Raw genomic sequence first — 24,753 nt, forward strand, 5'->3', positions numbered from 1 at the left:
AAAAGAAGCCTTTAAAATGCAATAATGACTTCCGGAATCAGATCTGTTGCTCACGCTTTTGTGCCACATCATTCAACTTGTGCTGTAAGTCTGCCATAATGCCCTTCTCTTTATTATCCGTTTTATCTGCGCCCAGCAGGCGCCGGGAGTGAAACAGCATCATGGCTAATCCGACAGAAAGTTACACCTCTTCGTTAATCTCTTTACAGGAAGCACTGGATAAGCTGCTCGCGACCCCGGCCGCGATCACCGGTACTGAAACAATCGCGCTGACGGATGCCGCCGGGCGGATCACTGCTACCCCGGTTATTTCGCCTATCAATGTACCGCCATTTGATAATTCCGCAATGGATGGTTACGGTCTGCGCCTGTCCGACCGGGACGGAAAAACCCCGCTGCCGGTTGCCGGTCGTGCTCTGGCGGGTGTGCCGTTTAAAGGTGAATTACCGGCCGGACAGTGTGTCCGTATTATGACCGGCGCACCGGTACCCAAGGGTGTGGATACCGTGGTGATGCAGGAAGAAGCGGAAGTGTCGGACGCCGGGATTACCTTTACCGCCGGGATTACCGCCGGGCAGAATATCCGCCGCATTGGTGAGGATATCGCGCAGCACAGCGAAGTTTTACCGGCAGGCACCAAACTGGCCGCCGCCCAGCTGCCGCTGATTGCCTCCCTCGGTCTGGCAGAGCTGTCCGTGGTGCGCAAACTGAAAGTAGCGGTGTTCTCCACCGGTGATGAATTGCAGGCGGTCGGCCAGCCGCTGGGTGACGGACAGATTTATGATACCAACCGCTTTGCGGTTCGTCTGATGCTGGAAAAGCTCGGCTGTGATGTAATTGATCTCGGCGTGATCCCGGATAATCCGGACATTCTGCGCGCTACCTTTGAGAAAGCCGATGCACAGGCGGATCTGGTGATCAGCAGCGGCGGCGTGTCTGTCGGCGAAGCGGATTACACCAAACAGATTCTTGATGAGATCGGCAAAATTAATTTCTGGAAACTGGCGATTAAACCGGGCAAGCCGTTTGCTTTCGGTAAACTGAATAACGCCTGGTTCTGCGGTCTGCCGGGTAATCCGGTCTCCACCACCGTTACCTTTTATGAGCTGGTACAGCCGCTGATTGCCCGTCTGTCCGGTTTCAGTCAGTGGCAGCCGCCGATGCGGTTTAAAGCCGTCACCACCACGCCGCTGAAAAAATCCGCCGGTCGTCTGGATTTCCAGCGCGGTATTGCCGGGGTGAATGAATCCGGTCAGATGGTGGTAAAAACCACCGGCGACCAGGGCTCGCATATTTTCAGTTCATTCAGCCTCGCCAACTGCTTTATTGTGCTGGAGCGTGAGCGCGGTGCGGTTGCCGCCGGTGAAACCGTTGAAATCGAGTTTTTTAACCATTTACTGAAGAATGACTGATGGCGACTGAACCCGGACATATTGAGCTCAGTGACGAGGAAGCGCTGCGTTATAACCGGCAGATCGTGCTGCGCGGCTTTGATTTTGATGGTCAGGAAGTACTGAAAGCCGGACGTGTGCTGATCACCGGCCTCGGCGGGCTCGGGTGTGCGGCAGCGCAGTATCTGGCGGCGGCAGGCGTGGGGCATCTCACGCTGCTGGATTTTGATACGGTATCGCTCTCTAATCTTCAGCGTCAGATCCTGCATACCGATGCCCGTATCGGGATGGCAAAAACAGAATCCGCCGCGATTGCGCTGAAAGCCGTCAACCCGCATTGCCATACCGAAACCGTTACCAAACAGCTGGATGATGATGAGCTTACCGCTCTGATCCGGTCTCATCATGTGGTACTGGACTGTACCGATAATGTCGCCGTCCGCGAACAGCTGAACCGAGCGTGTCATCAGTTGAAGGTCCCGCTGGTGTCCGGTGCTGCTATTCGTATGGAAGGACAGATTGCCGTCTTTACCTGGCAGGAGGGGGAACCCTGTTACCGCTGCCTGAGCCGGTTATTCGGGGAGAACAGTCTGACCTGTGTGGAAGCGGGTGTGATGGCACCGCTGGTCGGCACTATCGGCACCCTGGAGGCAATGGAGTGCATCAAACTGCTCACCGGCTACGGGCAGGTGAGCAGCGGAAAAGTGGTGCTGTTTGATGCCATGCGCATGCAGTTCCGCACCATTAATCTTAAGCCTGATCCTCAGTGCGAGGTGTGCGGCTGTAACGGATAGTCTCCGGTTTATCCAGATGGATCTGTGTGACGGCAGGCTGTGTTTCAGCTATCACACGGCCGTCACGGACAGAGTAACGCACCGGCACCTGACGGCGGACGGCATCAAACCCGTTTTCCGCCGGCAGGATCAGCAGGCTGGCGCGTTTGCCTTCCGCCACGCCGTAATCCTGTAAGTTCAGGGTGCGCGCACTGTATTCCGTGATCAGTTTCAGCCCGTCATTAATCTGACCATATCCCATCAGCTGACAGACATGCAGCCCCATATGCAGCACCTGGAGCATATTGGCGGTGCCCAGCGGATACCACGGGTCAAACACGTCATCGTGACCGAAGCAGACATTAATATCCGCCGCCAGCATCTCTTTGACACGGGTGATCCCGCGGCGCTTCGGATAAGTATCGAAACGCCCCTGTAAGTGAATATTCACCAGCGGGTTCGCCACAAAGTTAATACCGGACATTTTCAGCAGACGGAACAGGCGGGAAGTGTAAGCACCGTTATAAGAGTGCATCGCTGTGGTGTGGCTGGCGGTGACACGCGCCCCCATTCCCTCACGGTGTGCCAGCGCGGCAACGGTTTCCACAAAACGGGACTGTTCATCATCGATTTCATCACAGTGCACGTCGATCAGACGATCATATTTCTGTGCCAGCGCAAAGGTTTTGTGCAGGGATTCCACGCCGTATTCTCGGGTAAATTCAAAGTGCGGGATAGCCCCCGCCACATCCGCGCCAAGGCGCAGTGCTTCTTCCAGCAGTGCTTCACCGTTCGGATAGGACATGATCCCTTCCTGCGGGAACGCGACAATCTGTAAATCCACCCACGGCGCGACTTCCTGTTTCACTTCCAGCATCGCTTTCAGCGCGGTCAGAGTGGCATCGGAGACATCAACGTGGGTGCGGACATGCTGGATGCCGTTGGCAATCTGCCATTTCAGGGTCTGCCGGGCACGGGTTTTCACATCATCGTGCGTCAGCAGCGCTTTGCGTTCCGCCCAGCGTTCAATCCCTTCAAATAACGTACCGGACTGGTTCCACGCCGGTTCCCCGGCGGTCTGGGTGGTATCGAGGTGAATATGCGGCTCGACGAACGGCGCGGTGACCAGGCCGCCTTCGGCGTCCAGGCTCTCCGGCAGTACTTCACCCTCCGGCTGCGGCACAATCGCGGTAATGCGCTGACTATCGATGTCGATACGCCACAGGCCATCACGATCCGGCAGACGGGCATTAAAAATATGTTTTACGGTTTGATTAAGCACGGGTCATCTCCGGGTTGGTTGTACGACGGCGGTTAAGTAACGGATTGAGGACAGCATAGCTTAATGCCCCGCCGAGAACTGCGTTCACCGGCACAATCCCCGGCAGCCAGTGCCCGGCAATCACACCTGCCGCCACGGCCAGCAGTGCGCTGACATTCACATCGCGCATTTTGCTGCGGTCAAAGGTTTCATAACGGTGACGGTACATCAGGTAATCGGCAATAATAATGCCCCCGATTGGCGGGATAGCGGCGGATAAGAAGGTCAGCCAGCCGACAAAATTATTGTAGAGCCACAGGGCGCACAGTGTGCCGATAAGCCCGTTGACGATAGATAAGCTTTTGCTGGAAAGCCCGGTGATATTGGCAAACCCCAGGCCGGAGGCGTAAAGCGCGTTATCATTGGTGGTCCAGATATTCAGACCGAGAACGATAATCGCCGGTAATAACAGTCCCTGTGCAATCATCACATCAGAGATATCCGCCATACCGAGAGACGCCGCCCCGGCCGCCCCAAAGATAAACATCAGTGAATTACCGAGGAAGAAGGCGATAATCGCCACCAGCACCGCAATTTTCGGCTTGCGGCCGAAGCGGACAAAATCCGCCGTCAGCGTACCGGCACTGACAAACGAACCGACCACCATGGCGAGCGCCAGATTAAAATCAATCGGCTGTGCCGGGATCACATCACGCAGTGCACTCATGCCACCCATATCTGTAACCGCGAGGTAAACCGAATAGCTGCCGAGAATGGCAATCGCCGGAACCGCAATCACCGACAGTACGGTCAGCGCAGAGATACCGAAGAAAACGGTAATGGTCATCAGCACCCCGGAGATACCGATCAGCCAGTTGATATCCCAGCCCGTTGCTTTGCCGACCGGTATGGCAAACATGGCCACACCGACACCGAACCAGCCGACCTGTGTGCCGCCGAGTAAGAATGAAGGGAGCCAGGAGCCTTTAATACCGAAGGAGTAACGCGCGAGAAGATGGGTTGTTAAGCCGGTTTTGGAACCAATGAAACCAAGAAAAGCGGTGTAGACACCAAGAAGAAGATTACCGATAAGAACTGCGAGGAAGAAATCATTAAAACTGAGACCGGTACCGAGAGCACCTCCGGTCCACATACTGGCGGAAAAGAAGGTCAAACCCAGCATTACAAAGGTTAATGCCAGCCCGCCTTTCCGCGCGGATATGGGCACAGGCCCATGACTGTAATTTTTATCCCCGGACACAATTGCCTCCTGTTGCTTTTCTCAGGCCAAAAAAATCTGACGAATTCTATAGCCGCAAAAAACAAAAGCAAACGATTTCGTTCACACTTTAAGAGAATTAACGCATCGTTAATATCCCGGTAAAAAAGCATTCTGACCAAACGAACAGGACGAAAATACGGAGAAATCGTTCCGGATTACCGTACCCGTTATTGTCAGACGGAGAGGCCACACCTGTTATCATGATATGAACATGAAGTGATTAAAATACGCTTTCCCCTGCACGAAAATACAAAAAATTACATATAAATCAAATCATTAATATTTTAATTATTTACTGTCTCAGTAAGTGACGATAAACATTGCATGCCTGCCGGAAAATAACACCTGACCTCAGAAAATAATATTCTTCTCCCGGGCTCCCTTTTATTTCCCCGGATATTCCGCCGGGAATGCTGTTATTTTTTATATTTTCTTTCTGACACGCGATTACTTTATCTTTATTTATCGGTTACCCGCCGTTTTACGGCGATGAAAAGCAACAGCCCGGGACTTATCCGCCCCCTCCCGGTTCAAAAATCCCCGGGTTATTCTCTTTTGCGGCCGGATAACGAATTACGTTATGTCACGTAATGTATTGCCGGTAACACCGGCTTATTACTTAAAACAGGTATCACAATGAATTTACTGAAAAATATATCAGATTATGTTATTTTCGGTATGCCTGATAATAAGCCGGAAAAGCACGACCGGTAAGGATGGTTTATCCTTATTATTATCCTGTTCAACTTCTGTTGCCAAATACAGATAACTCATATATTGTACGCCGCCTGCATTTACCCCAGCGTGTGGTGATGGCCCGTTTATCACTGACGTTTCAGTAAAGTGCGCACGATGCAGACGCAAGGTGCGAGGTTTATTGAAAATAAATGCAGACTGACCGTCATCCGCTGACGGCCGGAAATATATATTGTGCCCGGATGCGATATCCGCGGCATGTTTCAGGCTATTGGGAAGGGCTGTAAAAATGCAACAGAATACTGTGCAGATGAAACGCGTCTTAAATACCCCCGCGTTGGTTTTCTTCGGGCTCGCCTATATGGTGCCCCTTGGTATCTTCACAACTTACGGACAGGTTACCGTCCTCAGTGAAGGTCATTTACCGGTTGCTTATATTATTACTCTGACAGCCGTCCTGTTTACCGCACTCAGCTATTGTAAAATGACCAGCACACTGCCGCTGGCCGGCTCTGCGTATTCCTATGTCCAGAAAATCTTCGGCGGGAATACCGGGTTTCTGGTCGGCTGGGCGCAATTGCTGGATTATCTGTTTCTGCCGATTATCAACTATATCGCCATCGGTATTTTTGTGCATGAAGCCCTGCCGTCGGTGCCGATGGAGCTGATTATCGTCTCCACCATTGTGATTGTCTCTGTGCTGAATATTCTCGGGATCAAACTGGTCACCTCGATGAATATGCTGATCATTGTGATGCAGCTGATATTTATCACGCTGTTCCTGTATCTCAGCTTCAGTTCCGCGTTCACACTGGATAAAGAGGCGCTGCTCGCCCCGCTGACGGTGATGTCTGATCAGGTGTCCGGGCTGTTTGCCGGTGCGGCGGTTCTGTGTCTCGCATTCCTCGGGTTTGATGCCATCTCCACCATGGCGGAAGAGACCAAAGACGCCAAACGGGCGCTGCCGAAAGCAATCCTCTATACCGTGTTTATTGCCGGGACATTATTTATCATTATCTCTTACGCCGCACACCTGAGCTATCCGGCGTGGCGTGATTTCCTGCCGAACACCGATATCGCCAGTATTCAGGTGATGGAAAAAGTCGGTGGTGCACTGATGGCGTCCTCCTTTATTACTGCCTATGTGATCGGCGTGTTTGCCTCCGCGATGACATCCCAGGCCAGTATTGTGCGGATTTTTTATGCTATGGGCCGTGAAGGGGTGCTGCCGCGCTCAGTATTTGCCCGTCTGCATGCCAGATTCAACACTCCGGTACTGTCGATCCTGTTTGTCGCCCTCGCCTCACTGATGGCGCTGGTGCTCTCCCTGAGCCTGGTGGCGTCCATGATAAGCTTCGGCGCACTGATTGCATTTACCTTTGTAAATCTGTGTGTTATCAAACACTTTATTATTGACCGGAAAGAACCGCTGACGGCTGCTGTGATCCTGCGTTGTCTGGTGGTACCGGCTATCGGGGTGCTGCTGACCCTGTGGCTGTGGACCAGCCTGGATGCGCAGGCACTGACTGTCGGCCTGATCTGGCTGGGGATCGGTGTGGTATACCTCGGTGTGATCACCCGCTTCTTTACCCGCCGTCCGCCGTCAATCACGGAAGAAGAAACTCACTTAATTATCAATTAACTCTGTTGATGAGGATTGGAGAGCATAATGAAAATGACTGCCGCTGATATTATTTATCACAACGGTTATATCTATACTGCGGATGCGGAAAACCGCGTCGCCGGGGCCATCGCCATTGCTGACGGCCGTATTCTTGCCTGTGGTGATAATGATGACATGGCAGCATTCCGTGGTGAGCATACACAGTTTATCGACCTCGACGGCAAAATGATGATGCCGGGGATTATTGATGGTCATATGCACCCGTTCTGGGGCGGTATTCAGCTGTTCGGCTGCCATCTGAATTATGAATCCCTGACCATTGATGAGATCCTCGCCCGTGTGCAGGCGCATCTGGATAATGATCCGCGCACCGGCGAAAACGACTGGCTGAAAGTGACCGCCTGGCTGCGTCAGGGCATGTTACCGGCCGGTATTGATATGTACCGCGAAGATATGGACAAGCTCAATACCCGCCGCCCTGTCGTGCTGTTCTCCAATGACTGCCATACCCTGCTTGCCAACAGCCGTGCGCTGGAGCTGTTCGGCATCACCAGAGAAACCCCGGCACCGAGTGACGGTAAAATCGGCAAACACGCCAATGGTGAACTGAACGGAATTCTTGAGGATGCCCCGGCGATGCGTGCGGCAGACAGTATTCCCTCCATTCAGGCTGACCGCGCAGTGGATGTCGCCCGTCTGGTGCAGAAAGTCCTCAATGAACAGGGCGTCACCATGGTCATGGATGCACGTGTGGCAGAATTACAGCTGGATGCGTTCCGTGCATTACAGGAGCAGGGTGAACTGACACTGCGTGTGCAGGCTGCCCGTGAAATCACGCCGGATGATGCGCCGGATGTGGCATCCGTGCCGCAGGCCGTGCAAAACGCCGTTGCCTTTGCGGAGCGCTATCATCAGCCTGAATGGGGCCCGGAACCGGGCATCGCGGTAAAAAACATTAAAATGTTTGTTGATGGTGTGCTTCAGTTCCCGACCATGACCGCCTCCCTGCTGAAACCGTACCGCATCAATCACGGCACCCCGGCACAACCGGACTGGCGTGAGACAGAAAATTACGGTGATCTCTATTTCACTTCAGAGGTGATCGATGCCCTGCTCGAACGTATCGCAGCTGCCGGGTACGATCCGCATCTGCATACTGTCGGTGAAGGTGCGGTTGATATGGTGCTCAACGGCATCGAAAAAATGCGGGCTGCGCATCCGGGCAAAGATATCCGTCCGGGACTGGCTCACAATGAGCTGGTGGATGCCAAAGATTACGCGCGTTTCGCCAGACTCGGCACCATTGCCTGCCTCTCCTTCCAGTGGGCGGCACCGACTGCGGAACTGGCGGAATTCACCCGCAATATGATCGGTGAAACCCGTTTTCAGCAGCTGGAGCCTATCGGTAAGTTTATTGATGCCGGTGCGGTCGTTGCGTTCGGCAGTGACTGGCCGATTGATGATTTTGATGAATGGTATGATCTGAAAGTGGCCGCCACCCGCCGTGGTCATCCGGTCAACGGTCAGCCCGCACAGCGTCTGGACACCGACCGGGACCTGACTGTCACGGAAGTGCTGCGTGCCGCCACGATTGACTCGGCTTATGCTCAGCACCGGGAAGATATTCTCGGTTCCCTGGAGCCGGGCAAACTGGCTGATATGATCGTGCTGGATCGCAATGTGTTTCAGATACCTGCTGATGATATTGCCAATGTGAAAGTACTGCGCACCATTGTCGGCGGTAAAACCGTTCATCTGACCAACTGACGGTAATCCGCAGTCTGATAAACCAAAACCTCATCCTGCGATGAGGTTTTTTTATCTCAGTGCTTAATCGCCAGTGTGTGGATCACCGGCTGATAGCCTTCGCGCTCATATAAACGCATGGCACCGGTGTTTTCCGGCAGCACTGACAACTCCAGATGCGTATGGCCCTGTGCCTTTGACCAGTCTTTAACAGCATCCAGTAATTTTTTTCCGGTGCCCTGTCCGCGTACCACCGGATCAACCACAATATCAAAGATATAACCGAAACGACGCGGCACCACACAGGTATAAGGTGAGGTAACCTGCGTCTGCGCAAAGGCGAACCCGGCAATATGCCCTTCCGTTTCCGCCACCAGCAGACAGAACTTTTCATCTGTCACAGCGTTTTCGATAAATCCGCGATCCTGCTGCGCCGGGCGCCAGCGGTCGGGCTGATAATCCGCCATCAGAGTAAATAACTGCTGATAAAGCTCAGCAATGCGATCAGTGTCATTCAGTGCGGCAGGGCGGATTATCATAGTATTCTCCGGTTAATCGTAGGTTTTGACCGCAGGTGCCTCATAGTCACGGAAGCGGCGGATAAGCGCGTTACCGTCAGTTTCGACTACCGCCATATGGCGGTATTTTTCCTGCATAAACTGCTCATCGGTCATTTTGCTGATCAGAGACAGCAGCGGGTCATAATAATTATTGATATTCATCATCCCGACCGGCTTCTGATGCAGCCCGATCTGACTCCAGGTAAAGACCTCAGCAAACTCTTCCAGGGTACCGAAGCCGCCCGGCAGCGCGACAAAGCCGTCCGCCAGTTCAATCATTTTGCTTTTACGTTCATGCATGGTGCTGACGCGATGAAGCTCAGTCAGGTTTTTATGAGCAATCTCCCGTCCTTCCAGCAATGCCGGGATCACGCCGATGGCCTTCCCGCCTTCGCGGAGTACGGTATCCGCCACCGTCCCCATGATCCCCACACTGGCACCACCGTAAACCAGGGTAATTCCCTGCTCAACCAGAATCCGGGCAAATTTCACGGCCTCAAGGCGGTAAATCTCTGATGCACCTGCAGCTGATCCGCAATAGACTGCTATTCGTTTAATATCCCGCATATCTGCCCTGTCCTTATCGTGATGAAATGAAAATCCGGCAGTCAGTATACGCAAGCGGTCTGAAGATAGCACTCGTCAGATTTTGCTATATTACCCGGCAATCGCTGTCTGCGGATTAATATCCTCTTAAATCAGTAATTGCTATCCGTCAGCCGCCCCGCTAAGATTGCAGGACGAGTTCTGCCTTTTGCATGCAATTCAACATAACTAATTGTCTCACCGCATTTTTATTGCTCCCGAGGTTCTTCATGTCTGCGTCTCCCCGCCAGCAAAGTGGTTCTCCGTGGTTACCGATCGGCTTATTGCTGCTGTCGATGATCTCTATTCAGAGCGGTGCCTCACTGGCGAAAACCCTGTTTCCGGTTATTGGTGCCCCGGGTGTGACCGCCCTGCGATTACTGCTGGGTACAGCGATTCTGCTGGTGATTTTTAAACCCTGGCGGCTGCGTTTTACCCGTGAGTCTTTGCTGCCGATGCTGGGATACGGCCTCTCGCTCGGGGCGATGAACTATCTGTTCTATCTGGCGCTGTCCACCATTCCGCTCGGGATTGCAGTCGCCCTGGAGTTTACCGGGCCGCTGGCGGTTGCTATGTTCGGGGCACGGAAAATAACGGATTATCTCTGGATTATTCTGGTGATCGCCGGTCTCGCCTTTCTGCTGCCGCTCGGTGAGCAGATCGGACAGATTAATCAGCTGGATCCGGTGGGGATGCTGTATGCCCTGGGTGCCGGGGCGGGCTGGGCACTCTATATTATCTTCGGCCAGCGGGCCGGACGCTTTTACGGCGCAGCCACGGTTTCCGTCGGCTCACTTATCGCCGCACTGATTTTTTTTCCGGTAGGGGCTTATCACAGTGATCTCAGTGTGATGTTCAGCTGGGCGGTACTGCCGGTCGGGGTGGCGGTGGCTATCTTATCAACGGCCTTCCCGTACTCGCTGGAGATGGTGGCACTGACCCGCCTGCCGACACGGACATTCGGCATACTGATGAGCCTTGAGCCGGTAATTGGCGCAATGGTGGGTATTATCTTCCTGAGCGAGCATCTGTTATTCACACAATGGCTGGCGCTGAGCTGCATTGTCATCGCCTCCATGGGCGCGGCACTGACCATCAAACCAAAGTCAAAAATCAAAGCTGTTGAGTAATCACCCGCCATACTGAAACCGGCCTCGTGCCGGTTTGCCTATCGATTCTATAGATTTAATCGAATTTAACTATCATCTGCGCTGCCCTATAGTAACCCCATCGAAACAAAGATGTTTAACGGAATAAATAAGGGGAACAATAATGAGCACCGCGAAATTAGTGAAAACCACAGCTTCTCACTTAGTGTACACCCGTAACGATGTCACTGATGATATTAAGCAGGAAACCATTGATGAACTGAATCATCAGGTTCTGCAGTTTATCGACCTGTCGCTGATGACCAAACAGGCGCACTGGAATCTGCGCGGCCGTAATTTCATTGCTGTACATGAAATGCTGGACGGCTTCCGCGACAGCCTGAACAGCCACCTGGATACTTTTGCCGAACGCGCTGTTCAGCTCGGCGGTGTGGCACTCGGTACTTCACAGGCGATCAGTAAAGCCTCTGCTTTACCGGCTTATCCGACCGATATCCACACTGTGCAGGATCACCTGAAAGCACTGGCCGACCGTTATGCGATTGTTGCCAACGATATCCGCCGTGCCGTCAGCCGCGTTGAGGATGAAAATACCGCAGATATGTTTACTGCCGCCTCCCGCGACCTCGACCAGTATCTGTGGTTCATTGAAGCCAATATCGAATAATCGTCAGAAATACGGCACCGCAGCCGGCGGGTTACGGTGCTGAAATAAACATCTCATGTGTGAGTATGTGTCGCAGACAATAAAAACAGTAAGACCTAGTGAGTCAATCCTACCCTTTATACCGCCTCCGGGCGGTTTTTTTTGCTTATTATTTTTCGGTATTAACGGTATTCCGTAATAAACAAAACCAAGAAAACATACGTATTTCAAAAACAAAAAAACGCATAAAATTAAATGAAATAAAGGGAATACGTTAATACGTAATCATGGCAGGTAATTTTCTCAGTAATAATACCTGTCTGTGTATTTCTTCGTGCACAGCGGGGAAATAAAATGAAATCATATCTGTTATTTATCGGGTATTTTATCAGTGCCTTTTCTTTCGCTGACGGTATCAGTGCGAATAGCACACGGTATATTTATCCGAAAGGTGCTCACGATATTACGGCACGGATAAATAATGAATCCGCCACTGCGGCATTTGTTCAGTACTGGCTTGACCCGGGCGATTCCGAGGCTCTGCCCGCGAAATTGCCGGTCACGCCGTTTGAGCTGACCCCGCCTGTTTCATGCATCAATCCCGGAGCAGAACAGATTTTACGTATACGGCTGACAGATAAAAACAGTATGCCGTCAGACAGAAAAAGCCTGTGGCGGCTGAATATTCTTGATATTCCGCCGGTCAGTGAAACATCATCGCTGAAGGAAAAAAACTCAGGACAACTGGCCGTCCGTTCACGGTTTAAAGTCTTTTACCGCCCTGCCGGATTAAGTGACAGAAACACTGCCTCACAGCGGGTGTCATTTCAGTCCGGCAGTCATTCAATACGGGTCAATAATACATCGCCGTACCACATTACCATTACGGAAATCACCCTGGCGGATAAAAAACAAATACTGCATAAATCCTTTATGCTGCAACCGAAAAGCAGTTCGGAAATAGTGGTAAAAAGAACGGTTAAACGCGGTGACCATCTGACTGTCAGTAATATCAATGATCAGGGCGGTAACGTAACCTTTACCGCCACAGCAGAATAACGCTCACCCGTTTAATTATTTTTCAGGTTCAATATCCGGCCGCACAATCGGAAAGACCGGTAATGCATTAAGCAGCCTGCTGCCGTACCGTTTGGTCAGCAGGCGCTGGTCGTAAATTACCACATCCCCGTGACACTGATGACTGCGGATCAGCCGCCCGACCTGCTGAATCAGCGTAAATGACGCTCCCGGCAGGCTCTGGATTTCAAACGGGTAGCGGTTCAGGGATTTCAGCCAGTCGTTTTCCGTGATAATCACCGGGTTGGTGACCGGCGGAAACGCGATTTTGTGAATATGCACCTGAGTCAGGTAATCCCCTTTCAGATCAAGACCTTCGGCAAAAGAATGCAGGCCGATAAGCACACTGTTCTGCCCGTCCCGGATCCGCTGACAATGGGTTTCCACCAGCCGGTAACGGGGCTGATCCCCCTGCACCAGCAGTTGCAGACGTAAATCCGTCACATGGGTGAGAAACAGATCCATTGCCCGCTGGCTGTTAAACAGCACCAGCATGCCGCGGTGTTCACCGGACGCCAGCTGGGAGCGGAAATAACGCGCCATCTCCCCGATATGTGCGGCTTCATCGGCCGGTGTCGGTTCATAATGCATTTTCGGGATCACCAGCCGCCCCTGACGGCAGTGATCAAACGGAGAATCGAGAGCCACAAAGCGGTCGTCCGCCTTTTCACTCAGCCCGGTCATTTCCTGTAACCGGCTGAAACTGTTGAGTGAACGCAGGGTTGCCGAGGTCACCACAATATTCGGTACATTGCGCCATAACAGGTGGCCGAGCTGTTCGCTGACGCGGATCCCCGCGCAGTGGAACCAGAGGTGAGACTGATTTTTTTCATAGCGGCGGCTGAGCCACTTTGAGACCGGCGCGTGTGAGATTTCCGACAGCGCCGCCAGACGCCACAGTTTGGCGCTGTTTTCCAGTGCACCGAGGAACTTTCCGGCCGTGAGGATGGCGCGGTGCAGACGGACAATATCCTGTTTTGCCGTCTGTTCGTTCAGATCACTGAGTATCCCCTCCACCATGCTGTGCAGAGCATCCGTCTGTTTTGACAGTTGCTGAGCCGCTGCCGTCAGCGGTTCCGGCAGTTCCCCGAGCGGAAACAAATAGTGCGGATCCGCCGCCTGCTCCGGCAGCAGCGCCTGTGTGTACATCGCCATATCGCGGTACACATCTGACATCGCGTCCAGATGTTTTTGCAGACAGGCGCTGTCCGCCAGTTTCGGCGGTTTTAGCGGACGGAACTGTTGCAGATACTGAGTGACAAAGCGGGAAAGGTTGTCCAGCTGCGCCTGAAGTGATACCAGGGTGATATCCCCTTCCACTTCCAGGGAATCACGGGCCACATCAGCGATATGGTGTCCTTCATCCAGCACCAGCAGCAGTTTTTTGCTTTCCGGCAAAACCGATTCATTCTCCATTGCCGCCATCACCAGCGCATGGTTGGCGACCACCACATCCACACTTTCAATTTCACGCCGCGCCAGGAAAAACGGACAGCGCGAGTAATACTGGCAGTTGCGGCCGAGACAACTGAGTTTATCAGTGCTGATTTTGCGCCACAGGCTGTCCGGAATGGAGGTTTTGTGGTGATCGCGCAGGCCGTCCCAGCCGAAAGAGGTAAAATCATTCTGCAGCTTGCGCACAGTATCGCGTTCAGAGGCCGTTGCCACATCTGCCTTGTCTTCGAGCAGCAGCATCAGGTCGATCTGTTCCCCTTCCGCCGCGCCGATCACCGCCATATTGCGCGGACACACGTAGCGCCCGCGCCCGAACGCACCGGTAAAACGCAGGTCAGGGATAATTTTTGCCAGCAGCGGCAGATCTTTGCTGTAGATCTGATCCTGCAACGCGACATTGGCGGTGCTGATCACCAGCAGCTTTTGCTGTTCCCGCGCGACCGCAATGCCCGGGATCAGATAAGAGAGGGTTTTTCCCACCCCGGTCGGGGCTTCAATCACCAGATGCCGTCCTTCATCACCCGCCATCGTCCGGGCAACTTCCGCAATCATTTCCCGCTGCGGGGCGCGCGGGACAAAGCCGTCAATCTGCTCCGGCAGGGCTTTGTACCAGGCGCTGATTTGTTGTTTGACGGTGGCGGAAAGGGGCATCTGAAAAACCTATGGATAAATAAACAGGGCGCTATTGTTTCACACTACAGAAAAAAAATCAGCATGTCCGGGCCGTTACCGCTCATTTTCTGCATACGGTTGCTTCAATAGTTTGTTACAATTAATCAACATAGCCCCCGGATTTGTCCGGCAGACAGGCTCCACCAGATAAGACCAGAATACATCTATGAAGAAATTATTGATTATTTTCATTTTTATTTTTGCCTTCGGCTCCCTCGGCGGCGTTTTTCTTGCCGGAATGAATATGTATAATCGTTCGGTTGCCCCTGTGACTCCATCCACGGCGCAGGAAACAACCACCGGAGAAACCCGGTAGCTCTCTGCGTCCTGCTAACGAGGTTAATTGCGATGTACCGAGACTATTTTGTGACCGCAGACTGGCTGCACACGCACCTGAATGACGACAATCTTGTTGTGCTCGATGTCAGCAAAGCGCCGCCTGGTCAGCCCGCAGATTGCCATCAGTTATGGCTTGAGCGCCATATTCCGGGCGCACACTATTTTGATCTGGACAAAGTGGCTGATCTCTCTTCCCCGCTGCCGCATATGCTGCCGTCACCGGAAGTGTTCGCACAGGCTGCCGGTGAATTCGGGATCGATAATGACACCATGGTGATTATTTATGACCAGGGTAACCTGTTTTCCGCCCCGCGCGCCTGGTGGACACTGAAAACCTTCGGTGTGAAAAATCTGCGTATTTTACAGGGCGGACTGAATGCCTGGGCCGGTGCCGGTTATACCACCGAAAGCGGTGAGCTGCCGCTGCCGCAGGCGAAAACCTTTGTGCCGGAGTTTCAGCGTCATAATGCGGTAAATAAAGATGATGTGCTGCTGGCAATTACGGATCCGGAAATTCAGATTGTCGATGCCCGTTCTGCCGACCGTTTTCAGGCGCTGGCACCGGATCCGCGTCCCGGCGTGCGTTCAGGCCATATTCCCGGCAGTTGCAATGTACCGTGGAATACCCTGGTGGAGAACGGGATCTTCAAATCCCCGACGCAGATTCAGCAGATATTCCGTGATGCGGGTGTGGATTTAAGCAAATACCTGGTGGTGTCCTGCGGTTCCGGTATGACAGCCGCCATACTGCTGCTGGCGCTGACACTCACCGGCCATCAGAATGTCCGTCTGTATGACGGTTCCTGGGCGGAATGGGGCGGCTCAGACACCCTGCCGATTGAACCATAAAAAAATGCCGGAGCGCGTCAGCTGCTCCGGCATTTTTTAAATCTGTTATGCGGCTGTCAGCCCGCAAACTTCCCGGCGAGAAACAGCACCACCATCGCACCGATCACCGCTACCACAAAGCTGCCGAAATTAAACCCGTCGACACGCCCCTTGCCGAAGAAAACACTGATATATCCCCCGACAACAGCACCAACAACACCCAGTACAATCGTCATAATAATGCCGATACTATAGGTTCCGGGCATAATCCATTTCGCCAGCACACCGGCGATCAGGCCAAAAATAATCCAGGACAGAAAATTCATCAGTACCTCCTGCTGTATTAACGGGTTAAGAAAAAATCCGGCTCACCTGTCAATTAAAGTGCGATATGGCAAAAAAAGCAAATTTTATGCACCCTGAGCCCGGGCAATCGCCTGTGCAATCGAGGCAGAATCTTTCAGCGGGCGGATCACGGCAAAAAGTTCATCCGCTTCCTGCGAATAGGCTTTATGCAGATAGCTGAACCACTGTTTGATACGCGCCACATGGTACAGCCCGGTATCACCCTGCTTTTCCAGCTGCGTGTAGCGGTACAGTAATGCCACCACTTCCGGCCACGGCATAAAGGGCGCGTTATATTTAACCACACAGCTCAGGTTCGGCACATTGAGCGCTCCGCGCCCGAGCATCACCGCATCACAGCCGGTCACGGCCAGGCATTGCTGCGCACTCTGCCAGTCACGGACTTCGCCGTTGGCAATCACCGGAATGGAGAGCCGCTGACGGATAGCTGCGATCGCCGGCCAGTCAATCAAATCCGCGCGATAACCTGCTTCTTTGGTGCGCCCGTGCACCGTGATCTCGGTTGCCCCGCCTTGTGCCACCGCATCGGCGATTTCAAACTGGTGCGCATTGCTGCTCCAGCCGAGCCGCACTTTCACCGACACCGGCAGATGTGCCGGTACCGCTTCACGGATAGCTTTGGTGCCCTGATAAATCAGCTCCGGGTCTTTAAGAAGCATCGCCCCGCCGCCGCTGCCGTTCACTGTTTTGGACGGGCAGCCGCAGTTGAGATCCACCCCGTGCGAGCCGAGTTCCGCCGCACGTGCGGCATTTTCCGCCAGCCATTGCGGGAACTGCCCCAGCAGCTGGATCCGCACCGGCGTACCGGATTCGGTCAGACCGCCGTTTTCCAGCTCCGGACAGAGACGGAAAAACAGTTTCTCCGGCAGCAGCATATCCACCACACGGACAAACTCGGTGATACAGAGATCATAGTCATTCACCGCCGTCAGCAGATGACGGACGAGGGGGTCTAAGACCCCCTGCATTGGTGCTAAAAGAACACGCATGAGCCGGTTCCGTTATTTGCCCCGGTTACCCCACGGGCTGCCGGAGTCGCTGTTGCCGGAACGCGGTTTGTGCTGACGCGGACGCGGCGGACGTTTGTCACCGCCACCGCTGTTACCGCGGCCTTCGGCGCTGCGACCCTGTCCGCCCTGACGTCCTCCGCCGGAACGGCCGTTGCCGCCGCGACCCTGCTTCGCTTTCTGGATAGGTTCGGCTTTGATGGACGGATCCGGATCGTAACCCGGTTCAGCCATCCGCTCGATTTGCTTTTTCAGCAGTTTTTCAATGTCACGTAATAAGTCATACTCATCGACACATACCAGTGATAATGCCAGGCCGGTAGCCTCCGCACGCCCGGTACGGCCGATACGGTGGACATAATCTTCCGCCACATTCGGCAGTTCATAGTTCACCACATACGGCAGCTGCTCGATATCCAGACCGCGTGCCGCGATATCAGTCGCGACCAGAGCGCGGATAGCGCCGCTTTTGAAATCCGCCAGTGCACGGGTACGTGCGCCCTGGGATTTATTACCGTGGATAGCCGCCGCTTTGATGCCGCTGTCGTTAAGGAATTCCGCCAGACGATTGGCACCGTGTTTGGTGCGGGTGAAAATCAGCACCTGCTCCCAGTTATCACGGCCAATCAGGTGCGCCAGCAGTTCTGCTTTGCGGTTTTTTATCCACCAGATGAACAAACTGTGTGACCTGCTGTGAGGCACTGTTGCGCGGGGAAACTTCCACCGTCACCGGATTATTCAGAATGGTATTCGCCAGAGATTTGATACCATTGGAGAATGTCGCGGAAAACAGTAAATTCTGACGTTTCACCGGTAATTTTTTGATAACACGGCGGATATCATGGATAAAGCCCATATCCAGCATGCGGTCAGCTTCATCCAGCACCAGAATTTCGACTTTGGATAAATCCACGGCATTCTGATGTTCCAGATCCAGCAGACGGCCCGGAGTGGCAATCAGGATATCCACGCCGCCGCGCAGTTTCATCATTTGCGGGTTGATGCTCACCCCGCCGAAGACCACCAGCGAACGGGTGCGCAGATGGCGGCTGTACTCGCGGACGTTTTCGCCGATCTGAGCGGCCAGTTCACGGGTCGGGGACAAAATCAGCGCGCGGACCGGACGCCCGCCGCCTTTGCGCGGATTATCCTGTAAATATTGCAGGATAGGTAAGGTAAAACCGGCGGTTTTTCCGGTACCGGTTTGTGCGCTGGCTAATAAGTCATGTCCGGCAAGAACCTGCGGAATGGCCTGCATCTGAATCGGGGTCGGCTGTTCGTAGCCCATCTCTGCGACGGCCTTCTGAATTTCCGGGCATAATGGTAATGATGAAAAACTCATGAATTGTTAAGACTCCGCCCCGGTCTGTTGTCTGCGGGGCCTGCTGATAATTGAATGTCGAAAATTAATCCGTCACTCCGGAAGAAATATCGATAAAATACGTCTGTGATCAATCCGTTGCTTACTGCTCATTTACAACAGATACTGATGAGCATACAGTTAATCATATGATTGATCTCTCGTTTATGCCGACACACCCATAAGGATATACGCCATGTCAGTCAATACGACTAATACGCCGCGAGGCGAACAAGCCAAACTCGCTTTACTGGAAGCCGCTATTGAGATTTTCGGACTGAACGGCCCAAATAGTGCCACTACTCGCCAGATTGCACAACGTGCGGATCAAAATATCGCAGCTATTGCTTATTATTTCGGCTCAAAAGACGGGTTGTATCTGGCCGTTGCACAGCATATTGCCGACATTATCCGTGATGAATTCCGTCCTGTCATTGAAGAAATTGATCTGTTTCTGGAAAACGGCGCTGACGAACGGGATGAAAGCCGCTGTCTGCAACTGATTGAACTGAGTTTTCTTGCCTACAATGAGCTGGTACTGAAGAAAAGTAATATTAATATCAGCCGGATTATGTCGCGCGAGCAGTTAATTCCGACCAAAGCTTACACGCTTATCCACGAGCAGGCGCTGTCTGCGATTTTTACCCGCCAGGCAAGGCTTGTCGCCCGTTATACCGGGCTGCCGGACGGGCATATCAATACGCTGATCCATACACACGCTCTGATGGGTGAGATTTTATCTTTCCGTCTGGCACGGGAAAACCTGCTGCGCCAGACCGGCTGGGATAATATCGGCCCGAAAGAGTATGACATGATCAATGATGTGCTGCGGGAACATATCCGGTTGCTGCTCAGCGGATTAAAGCAGCATTACCGCAACTGATACACCGCTGTCTCTGATAACTCACCAGGAATCAATTCATGAAGCCAATGAAAAAAACCGGGATATTTATCATTATTCTGATCCTGCTGGCCGGTGCCGGCGGATGGTACTGGTGGGAGTCACGCCCGTCGGGGCCTGTACTGCTGTACGGTAATGTGGATATCCGGACGGTGAATCTTGGTTTTCGTGTCGGCGGCAAACTGCAATCCCTGAATGCGGATGAAGGGGCGGCGGTTCAGCCCGGTGAGCTGCTCGGTATGCTGGATGATACACCGTACCGTCACGCCCTGCTGAAAGCGGAAGGGGTACGGGACAGCGCACAGGCGGCATTACTGATGATGGAAACCGGCTACCGCCCGGAAGAAATCGCGCAGGCAAAAGCCGATGTTGCCCGTAATACGGCAGCGGCGGAATTTGCCCGTCAGTTTTATCAGCGCCAGGCCGGACTGATGAAAAGCCGTGCCATCTCCGCCAATGACCTGGAGAATGCCCGTAATCAGCGCAATCAGGCCGATGCGGCACTGAAAGCCTCACAGGACAAACTGAACCAGCTGGAAAACGGTTACCGCAAAGAAGAGATTGCCGAAGCGCGCGGACAGCTGAAACAGGCTGAAGCCGCCGTGGAGCAGGCACAGCTTGACCTGGCGGACACACGGCTGACCGCACCGGCAGCAGGTACTATTCTGACCCGCGCCATCGAGCCCGGCACGATTTTACCGGCAGGCAGCACCGTGTTCACCCTGACACTGACCAATCCGGTGTGGGTACGGGCGTATGTCAGCGAAAGCGAGCTGGGACAGGCACAGCCCGGCCGTAAAGTATTACTGGAAACCGACAGCCGCCCGGGCAAACCGTATCACGGGCATGTCGGATTCGTCTCCCCGACTGCCGAGTTTACCCCGAAATCCGTTGAAACCCCGGCACTGCGGACAGATCTGGTCTACCGTCTGCGCATTGTGGTGACGGATGCCGACCCGCTGCTGCGTCAGGGGATGCCGGTCACTATCCGCTTTGATAATGAAGAGCAGCAGCCGTAAGGAGAGACGATGCCAGACATCACTATCTCCCTCAGTGCCGTCGAAAAATGCTTTCCCGGCCTTGATAATCCGGCAGTTGACCGGCTGACCACCACCATCCGGGGCGGCGGTGTGACCGGGCTTGCCGGGCCGGACGGTGCCGGGAAAACTACCCTCATCCGCATGCTGGCCGGATTACTGAAACCAGACAGCGGGGAGATCCGCGTAGCCGGGTTTGATCCGATTGAGGACAGTGTGGCTTTACGCGCACAGCTCGGTTATATGCCGCAGAAATTCGGGCTGTATGAAGATCTGTCCGTGATGGAAAACCTCCGTTTATATGCCGAACTGCGCGGTCTGCCGCACCATGAACAGCAGGCTGTTTTTGACCGCCTGCTGACCTTTACTGACCTGACCCGTTTTACCGGCCGCATGGCGGGCAAACTCTCCGGCGGCATGAAACAGAAGCTCGGACTGGCCTGCACACTGCTCGGGCAGCCGCAGGTGCTGCTGCTTGATGAACCGGGTGTGGGGGTCGATCCTATCGCCCGCCGCGAACTGTGGCGTATGGTGCACTCTCTCGCCGATGACGGCATGCTGATCCTCTGGAGTACCTCTTATCTGGATGAGGCAGAACAGTGCCGCGACGTGCTGCTGCTCAATCAGGGAAAAGTCATTTATGAGGGCAAACCGGCACAACTGACAGAAACGATGGAAGGCCGCTCTTTCCTGCTCTCCACAGCCCCCGGTGAACGCCGCCGCATCTTACAGGAGGCATTGATTCAGCCACAGGTGTCTGATGGTGTTATTCAGGGACGTTATGTCCGGCTGATTGTAAAACCACAGGCCGATACCCGCACCCTGCTCAGCGCGCTGAAATGCCCGGATGCAGAGCTGCTGCCTGCTAAGCCTCGTTTTGAGGATGCATTTATTGATCTGCTCGGCGGCGGTCCTTCCCACCGCTCACAGCTGGCGCAGATTATGCCGCAGATCCCGGCGGCACCGGGTGAAACCGTGATTGAACCCATCAGCCTGACCAAAAAATTCGGTGATTTTGCCGCGACCGATCATGTGGATTTTCAGGTCAAACGCGGGGAGATTTTCGGCCTGCTCGGCCCGAACGGTGCGGGCAAATCCACCACCTTTAAGATGATGTGCGGCCTGATGATCCCGAGCAGCGGCCGCGCTCTGGTGCTGGGGCTGGATCTAAAAACCAGCTCAGCCAAAGCCCGCAGCCGCCTGGGTTATATGGCGCAGAAGTTTTCTCTCTACGGCAATCTGACGGTCGCCCAGAATCTGAGATTTTTCTCCGGCGCTTACGGGCTGCGCGGCAAAGCGCAGCAGCAGAAAATCGATGATATGGTAAATGCTTTTAATTTCACCCCGATCCTGCGCCAGACCACCGAAGATTTGCCGCTCGGCTTCAAACAGCGGCTGGCGCTGGCCTGTGCCCTGATGCATGAACCGGATATTCTCTTTCTCGACGAACCCACCTCCGGCGTTGACCCTCTCACCCGCCGTGAATTCTGGCTGCATATTAACGGCATGGTGGATAAAGGCGTGACCGTGATGGTGACCACTCACTTCATGGATGAAGCGGAATATTGTGACCGTATCGGGCTGGTCTATCACGGCAAAATAATTGCCGCCGGTACCCCCGATGAGCTGAAAGCCTCGGTGGCTGATGACACCCGTCCTGATCCGTCAATGGAAGATGCCTTTATCGGGCTGGTCGAGGAGTATGACAAAGAAAGCGCACAGGAGGCTGCATCATGAGCACACCTTCCGGTTTTTCATGGCGCCGTCTGCGGGCGCTGTGCATCAAAGAGAGCAAACAGATTGTCCGCGACCCGTCGAGTGCCCTGATCGCGATTGTGATCCCGCTGATTCTGTTATTTATTTTTGGTTACGGTATCAATCTGGATTCATCAAAACTGCGCCTCGGGATCCTGGTAAATCAGCAGAGCGAACCGGCGCGGGAGCTGATCAATGCCTTTACCGGCTCTCCGTTTATCGATGCCACCCTCAGTGATAACCGCCGTGAATTAATTGATAAACTCCAGGCGGGGCATATCCGCGGTATTGTGGTGCTCCCGGCGGATTTGGACAAACGTCTGGCCCGTCAGGGCGATATCGCACAGATTCAGGTGATTACGGACGGCAGCGAGCCCAATACCGCTAACTTTGTGCAGGGCTATGCCAGCGGTATCTGGCAGATCTGGCAGCAGCAGCGGGCACAGGATCGGGGGATCAGCAGTGAACCGCCTGTTGATGTCCGGCTGCGCTACTGGTTTAACCCTGCGGCTATCAGCCAGCATTTTATTATACCGGGCGCTATCAGCATCATTATTACCGTGGTCGGCGCTATCCTGACCTCACTGGTGGTGGCACGGGAATGGGAGCGCGGCACCATGGAAGCCCTGCTTTCCACTCAGGTAACCAAAACGGAACTGCTGCTCTCCAAACTGCTGCCGTATCAGGTGCTCGGCAGCTTTGTCATGGTGCTGTGTATGGTGGTGACCGTGTATGTGCTGGATGTGCCGTATCACGGCTCGCTGTGGCTTCTGGCCCTGGTGACCTCCCTCTATCTCGCCACCGCGCTTGGTATGGGATTGCTGATATCCACCGTGACCCGCAATCAGTTTAACGCGGCTATGATTTCGCTGAACGCCGCATTTCTGCCTGCGATTATGCTGTCCGGCTTTGTGTTTGAAATTGACAGTATGCCGGTGGCGATACAGGTGGTAACTTATGTGATCCCGGCGCGCTACTTTGTGGAAAGCCTGCAGACACTGTTCCTGGCGGGTAATATTATGCCGGTGATTATCAGTAATCTGGTGTTGCTGATCCTGTCAGCGCTTGTGTTTATCGGCCTGACCGCCCTGAAAACCCGCCGCCGGCTTGATTAAGGAGACTGCCATGTTTCACCGGATACTCACCTTAATTATCAAAGAGCTGCAATTACTTCTCCGAGAGCGGCAGACCCGTACGATCCTGATCGTACCGGTAATTTTTCAGATGATTTTGTTCCCGCTGGCGGCAACGCTGGAAGTCACCAACGCCACTATCGCCATTTATGATGAGGACAAAGGCCCCGCATCCATTGAACTGACCCAGCAGTTTGCCAAAGCCAGTGCGTTTTCTGATGTGCTGCTGATCCAGAACCGGCATGATGTACAGGATGTGATTGATAACCGCAAAGCCCTGCTGCTGGTGCATTTCCCGCAGAATTTCAGTGCACAGCTCGCCGCACAGAAACCGGCACAGCTGCAAATCCTGCTCGACGGACGAAACTCCAACAGTGCGCAGATTGCCGCCAATTATGTTCAGCAAATCACCGCGCATTACCAGCAGGAGCGGATGCCGCAGGCGGTCACCAGTGAGCTGGTGGTGCGCAACTGGTATAACCCGAATCTGGATTACAAATGGTTTATCGTGCCGTCGCTGGTGGCGCTGATCACCACCATCGGCGTGATGATTGTCACCTCTCTCTCTGTTGCCCGTGAGCGGGAACAGGGTACGCTGGATCAGTTGCTGGTTTCGCCGCTGACCACCGGTGAAATCTTTGTTGGTAAGGCAGTTCCGGCACTGATAGTGGCCACGGTCCAGGCCAGTATTGTGCTGGTGATCGGCATTTTCGCTTACCGCATCCCCTTCTCCGGTTCACTGATCCTGTTTTATTTCACCATGATGGTGTACGGCCTGTCGCTGGTCGGGTTCGGTCTGTTAATCTCCGCACTCTCCGCCACCCAGCAGCAGGCCTTTATCGGCGTGTTTGTCTTTATGATGCCTGCCGTGCTGCTGTCCGGTTATATTGCCCCGGTGGAGAATATGCCGGTCTGGCTGCAACATATCACCTGGATCAATCCTATCCGTCATTTTAATGAAATCACCAAACAGATTTACCTCAAAGATGCGGATTTCAGTGTTATCCGCCAGAGCCTCTGGCCTCTGCTGGTGATCGCCGTGACCACCGGTTCGGCTGCCTATGCGTTGTTCCGGCGCAAGATTGCGTAAATCAGAACGCAAAAAGGCCGGTTTTCACCGGCCTTTTATTGTTACATCCTGCGCTGTCTG

General features: G+C 53.7%; 22 protein-coding genes and 1 pseudogene. 14 read left to right on the forward strand and 9 right to left on the reverse strand.

The window, feature by feature from the left end; translation table 11 throughout:
* Positions 1-37 precede the first annotated feature (37 nt).
* The gene (locus HMPREF3119_RS19970; protein ID WP_004241683.1) at positions 38-163 is read right to left on the reverse strand and encodes a hypothetical protein; all 126 of its coding nucleotides are present in this window, start codon (positions 161-163) and stop codon (positions 38-40) included.
* On the opposite strand from HMPREF3119_RS19970, the gene moeA reads away from it, so the two are divergent.
* Both moeA and moeB read left to right on the forward strand, forming a co-directional pair.
* Entirely contained in the window at positions 162-1,412 is a 1,251-nt protein-coding gene (gene moeA / locus HMPREF3119_RS16575) for a molybdopterin molybdotransferase MoeA (protein ID WP_070580344.1), read from the forward strand. The genes HMPREF3119_RS19970 and moeA overlap by 2 nt on opposite strands.
* A complete protein-coding gene (moeB, locus tag HMPREF3119_RS16580) occupies positions 1,412-2,185 on the forward strand; it encodes a molybdopterin-synthase adenylyltransferase MoeB (protein WP_070580346.1) in 774 nt (257 codons plus the stop codon). The genes moeA and moeB overlap by 1 nt, the downstream gene beginning before the upstream one ends.
* Here the strand turns inward: moeB and codA are convergent.
* Both codA and codB read right to left on the reverse strand, forming a co-directional pair.
* Entirely contained in the window at positions 2,142-3,446 is a 1,305-nt protein-coding gene (gene codA / locus HMPREF3119_RS16585) for a cytosine/isoguanine deaminase (protein ID WP_070580348.1), read from the reverse strand. The genes moeB and codA overlap by 44 nt on opposite strands.
* Positions 3,439-4,686 carry a cytosine permease gene (gene codB, locus HMPREF3119_RS16590; RefSeq protein ID WP_070580350.1) on the reverse strand — a complete coding sequence of 416 codons (1,248 nt, stop codon included), beginning with the start codon at positions 4,684-4,686 and terminating at the stop codon, positions 3,439-3,441. Before codB ends, codA begins: the two co-directional genes overlap by 8 nt.
* A gap of 1,006 nt (positions 4,687-5,692) precedes the next feature.
* Here codB and HMPREF3119_RS16595 point away from each other — a divergent pair.
* Entirely contained in the window at positions 5,693-7,045 is a 1,353-nt protein-coding gene (locus tag HMPREF3119_RS16595) for an APC family permease (RefSeq protein WP_015422557.1), read from the forward strand.
* A gap of 27 nt (positions 7,046-7,072) precedes the next feature.
* On the forward strand, positions 7,073-8,794 hold the full coding sequence (locus HMPREF3119_RS16600) for an amidohydrolase (RefSeq protein WP_004235724.1): 1,722 nt from the start codon (positions 7,073-7,075) through the stop codon (positions 8,792-8,794).
* Between the two features lie 56 nt (positions 8,795-8,850).
* On the opposite strand, the gene HMPREF3119_RS16605 is transcribed toward HMPREF3119_RS16600, so the two are convergent.
* Positions 8,851-9,312: a GNAT family N-acetyltransferase gene (locus HMPREF3119_RS16605; protein WP_070580352.1), complete on the reverse strand. Its 462-nt coding sequence runs from the start codon at positions 9,310-9,312 to the stop codon at positions 8,851-8,853.
* A 12-nt stretch (positions 9,313-9,324) separates the two neighbouring features.
* Positions 9,325-9,900, reverse strand: coding sequence for an LOG family protein (locus tag HMPREF3119_RS16610; protein WP_070580354.1), 576 nt, complete (start codon positions 9,898-9,900; stop codon positions 9,325-9,327).
* A 248-nt stretch (positions 9,901-10,148) separates the two neighbouring features.
* On the opposite strand from HMPREF3119_RS16610, the gene rhtA reads away from it, so the two are divergent.
* The 3 genes from rhtA (at position 10,149) to HMPREF3119_RS16625 (ending at position 12,732) form a co-directional block, all read left to right on the forward strand.
* Positions 10,149-11,048 (forward strand): threonine/homoserine exporter RhtA, encoded by a 900-nt coding sequence (rhtA, locus tag HMPREF3119_RS16615; RefSeq protein ID WP_004235720.1) that lies wholly within the window; start codon positions 10,149-10,151, stop codon positions 11,046-11,048.
* Positions 11,049-11,190: 142 nt separating this feature from the next.
* Positions 11,191-11,694, forward strand: a complete 504-nt coding sequence (gene dps, locus HMPREF3119_RS16620; RefSeq protein WP_046024221.1) for a DNA starvation/stationary phase protection protein Dps — start codon at positions 11,191-11,193, stop codon at positions 11,692-11,694.
* 333 nt (positions 11,695-12,027) lie between these two features.
* Complete coding sequence (locus HMPREF3119_RS16625; protein ID WP_036417054.1) at positions 12,028-12,732, forward strand: fimbrial biogenesis chaperone; 705 nt, start codon at positions 12,028-12,030, stop codon at positions 12,730-12,732.
* 15 nt (positions 12,733-12,747) lie between these two features.
* Here the strand turns inward: HMPREF3119_RS16625 and dinG are convergent, their stop codons facing one another.
* Positions 12,748-14,856: an ATP-dependent DNA helicase DinG gene (gene dinG / locus HMPREF3119_RS16630; RefSeq protein ID WP_070580356.1), complete on the reverse strand. Its 2,109-nt coding sequence runs from the start codon at positions 14,854-14,856 to the stop codon at positions 12,748-12,750.
* Positions 14,857-15,043: 187 nt separating this feature from the next.
* Here dinG and HMPREF3119_RS19455 point away from each other — a divergent pair, with 187 nt between their 5' ends.
* Together HMPREF3119_RS19455 and sseA are read left to right on the forward strand one after the other, a co-directional pair.
* Positions 15,044-15,193 carry a hypothetical protein gene (locus HMPREF3119_RS19455; RefSeq protein WP_168162294.1) on the forward strand — a complete coding sequence of 50 codons (150 nt, stop codon included), beginning with the start codon at positions 15,044-15,046 and terminating at the stop codon, positions 15,191-15,193.
* 32 nt (positions 15,194-15,225) lie between these two features.
* Positions 15,226-16,065 carry a 3-mercaptopyruvate sulfurtransferase gene (gene sseA, locus HMPREF3119_RS16635; protein WP_004235710.1) on the forward strand — a complete coding sequence of 280 codons (840 nt, stop codon included), beginning with the start codon at positions 15,226-15,228 and terminating at the stop codon, positions 16,063-16,065.
* Positions 16,066-16,121: 56 nt separating this feature from the next.
* On the opposite strand, the gene HMPREF3119_RS16640 is transcribed toward sseA, so the two are convergent.
* From HMPREF3119_RS16640 to rhlE, 3 genes and pseudogenes are all read right to left on the reverse strand, one after another.
* Positions 16,122-16,370, reverse strand: a complete 249-nt coding sequence (locus tag HMPREF3119_RS16640) for a GlsB/YeaQ/YmgE family stress response membrane protein (protein ID WP_004235708.1) — start codon at positions 16,368-16,370, stop codon at positions 16,122-16,124.
* An 84-nt stretch (positions 16,371-16,454) separates the two neighbouring features.
* Entirely contained in the window at positions 16,455-17,399 is a 945-nt protein-coding gene (gene dusC, locus HMPREF3119_RS16645) for a tRNA dihydrouridine(16) synthase DusC (RefSeq protein WP_004235706.1), read from the reverse strand.
* 12 nt (positions 17,400-17,411) lie between these two features.
* Positions 17,412-18,759: pseudogene (gene rhlE, locus HMPREF3119_RS16650) on the reverse strand (ATP-dependent RNA helicase RhlE).
* Between the two features lie 214 nt (positions 18,760-18,973).
* Between rhlE and cecR the strand changes: the two are divergent.
* Genes cecR through HMPREF3119_RS16675 form a run of 5 tightly spaced genes read left to right on the forward strand, consistent with a single transcriptional unit; the run spans position 18,974 to position 24,693 of the window.
* Positions 18,974-19,660, forward strand: coding sequence for a CerR family C-terminal domain-containing protein (cecR, locus tag HMPREF3119_RS16655; protein ID WP_004235704.1), 687 nt, complete (start codon positions 18,974-18,976; stop codon positions 19,658-19,660).
* Between the two features lie 38 nt (positions 19,661-19,698).
* Positions 19,699-20,697: a secretion protein HlyD gene (gene hlyD / locus HMPREF3119_RS16660; RefSeq protein WP_036414170.1), complete on the forward strand. Its 999-nt coding sequence runs from the start codon at positions 19,699-19,701 to the stop codon at positions 20,695-20,697.
* Between the two features lie 9 nt (positions 20,698-20,706).
* Entirely contained in the window at positions 20,707-22,452 is a 1,746-nt protein-coding gene (locus HMPREF3119_RS16665) for an ATP-binding cassette domain-containing protein (RefSeq protein ID WP_070580358.1), read from the forward strand.
* A complete protein-coding gene (locus HMPREF3119_RS16670) occupies positions 22,449-23,585 on the forward strand; it encodes an ABC transporter permease (protein WP_004235701.1) in 1,137 nt (378 codons plus the stop codon). Before HMPREF3119_RS16665 ends, HMPREF3119_RS16670 begins: the two co-directional genes overlap by 4 nt.
* Positions 23,586-23,595: 10 nt before the next feature.
* Positions 23,596-24,693, forward strand: a complete 1,098-nt coding sequence (locus HMPREF3119_RS16675) for an ABC transporter permease (protein WP_004241654.1) — start codon at positions 23,596-23,598, stop codon at positions 24,691-24,693.
* Positions 24,694-24,753: the final 60 nt, after the last annotated feature.

Source organism: Morganella sp. HMSC11D09, from assembly GCF_001807955.1.
In the GTDB taxonomy this organism is placed as follows: domain Bacteria; phylum Pseudomonadota; class Gammaproteobacteria; order Enterobacterales; family Enterobacteriaceae; genus Morganella; species Morganella morganii.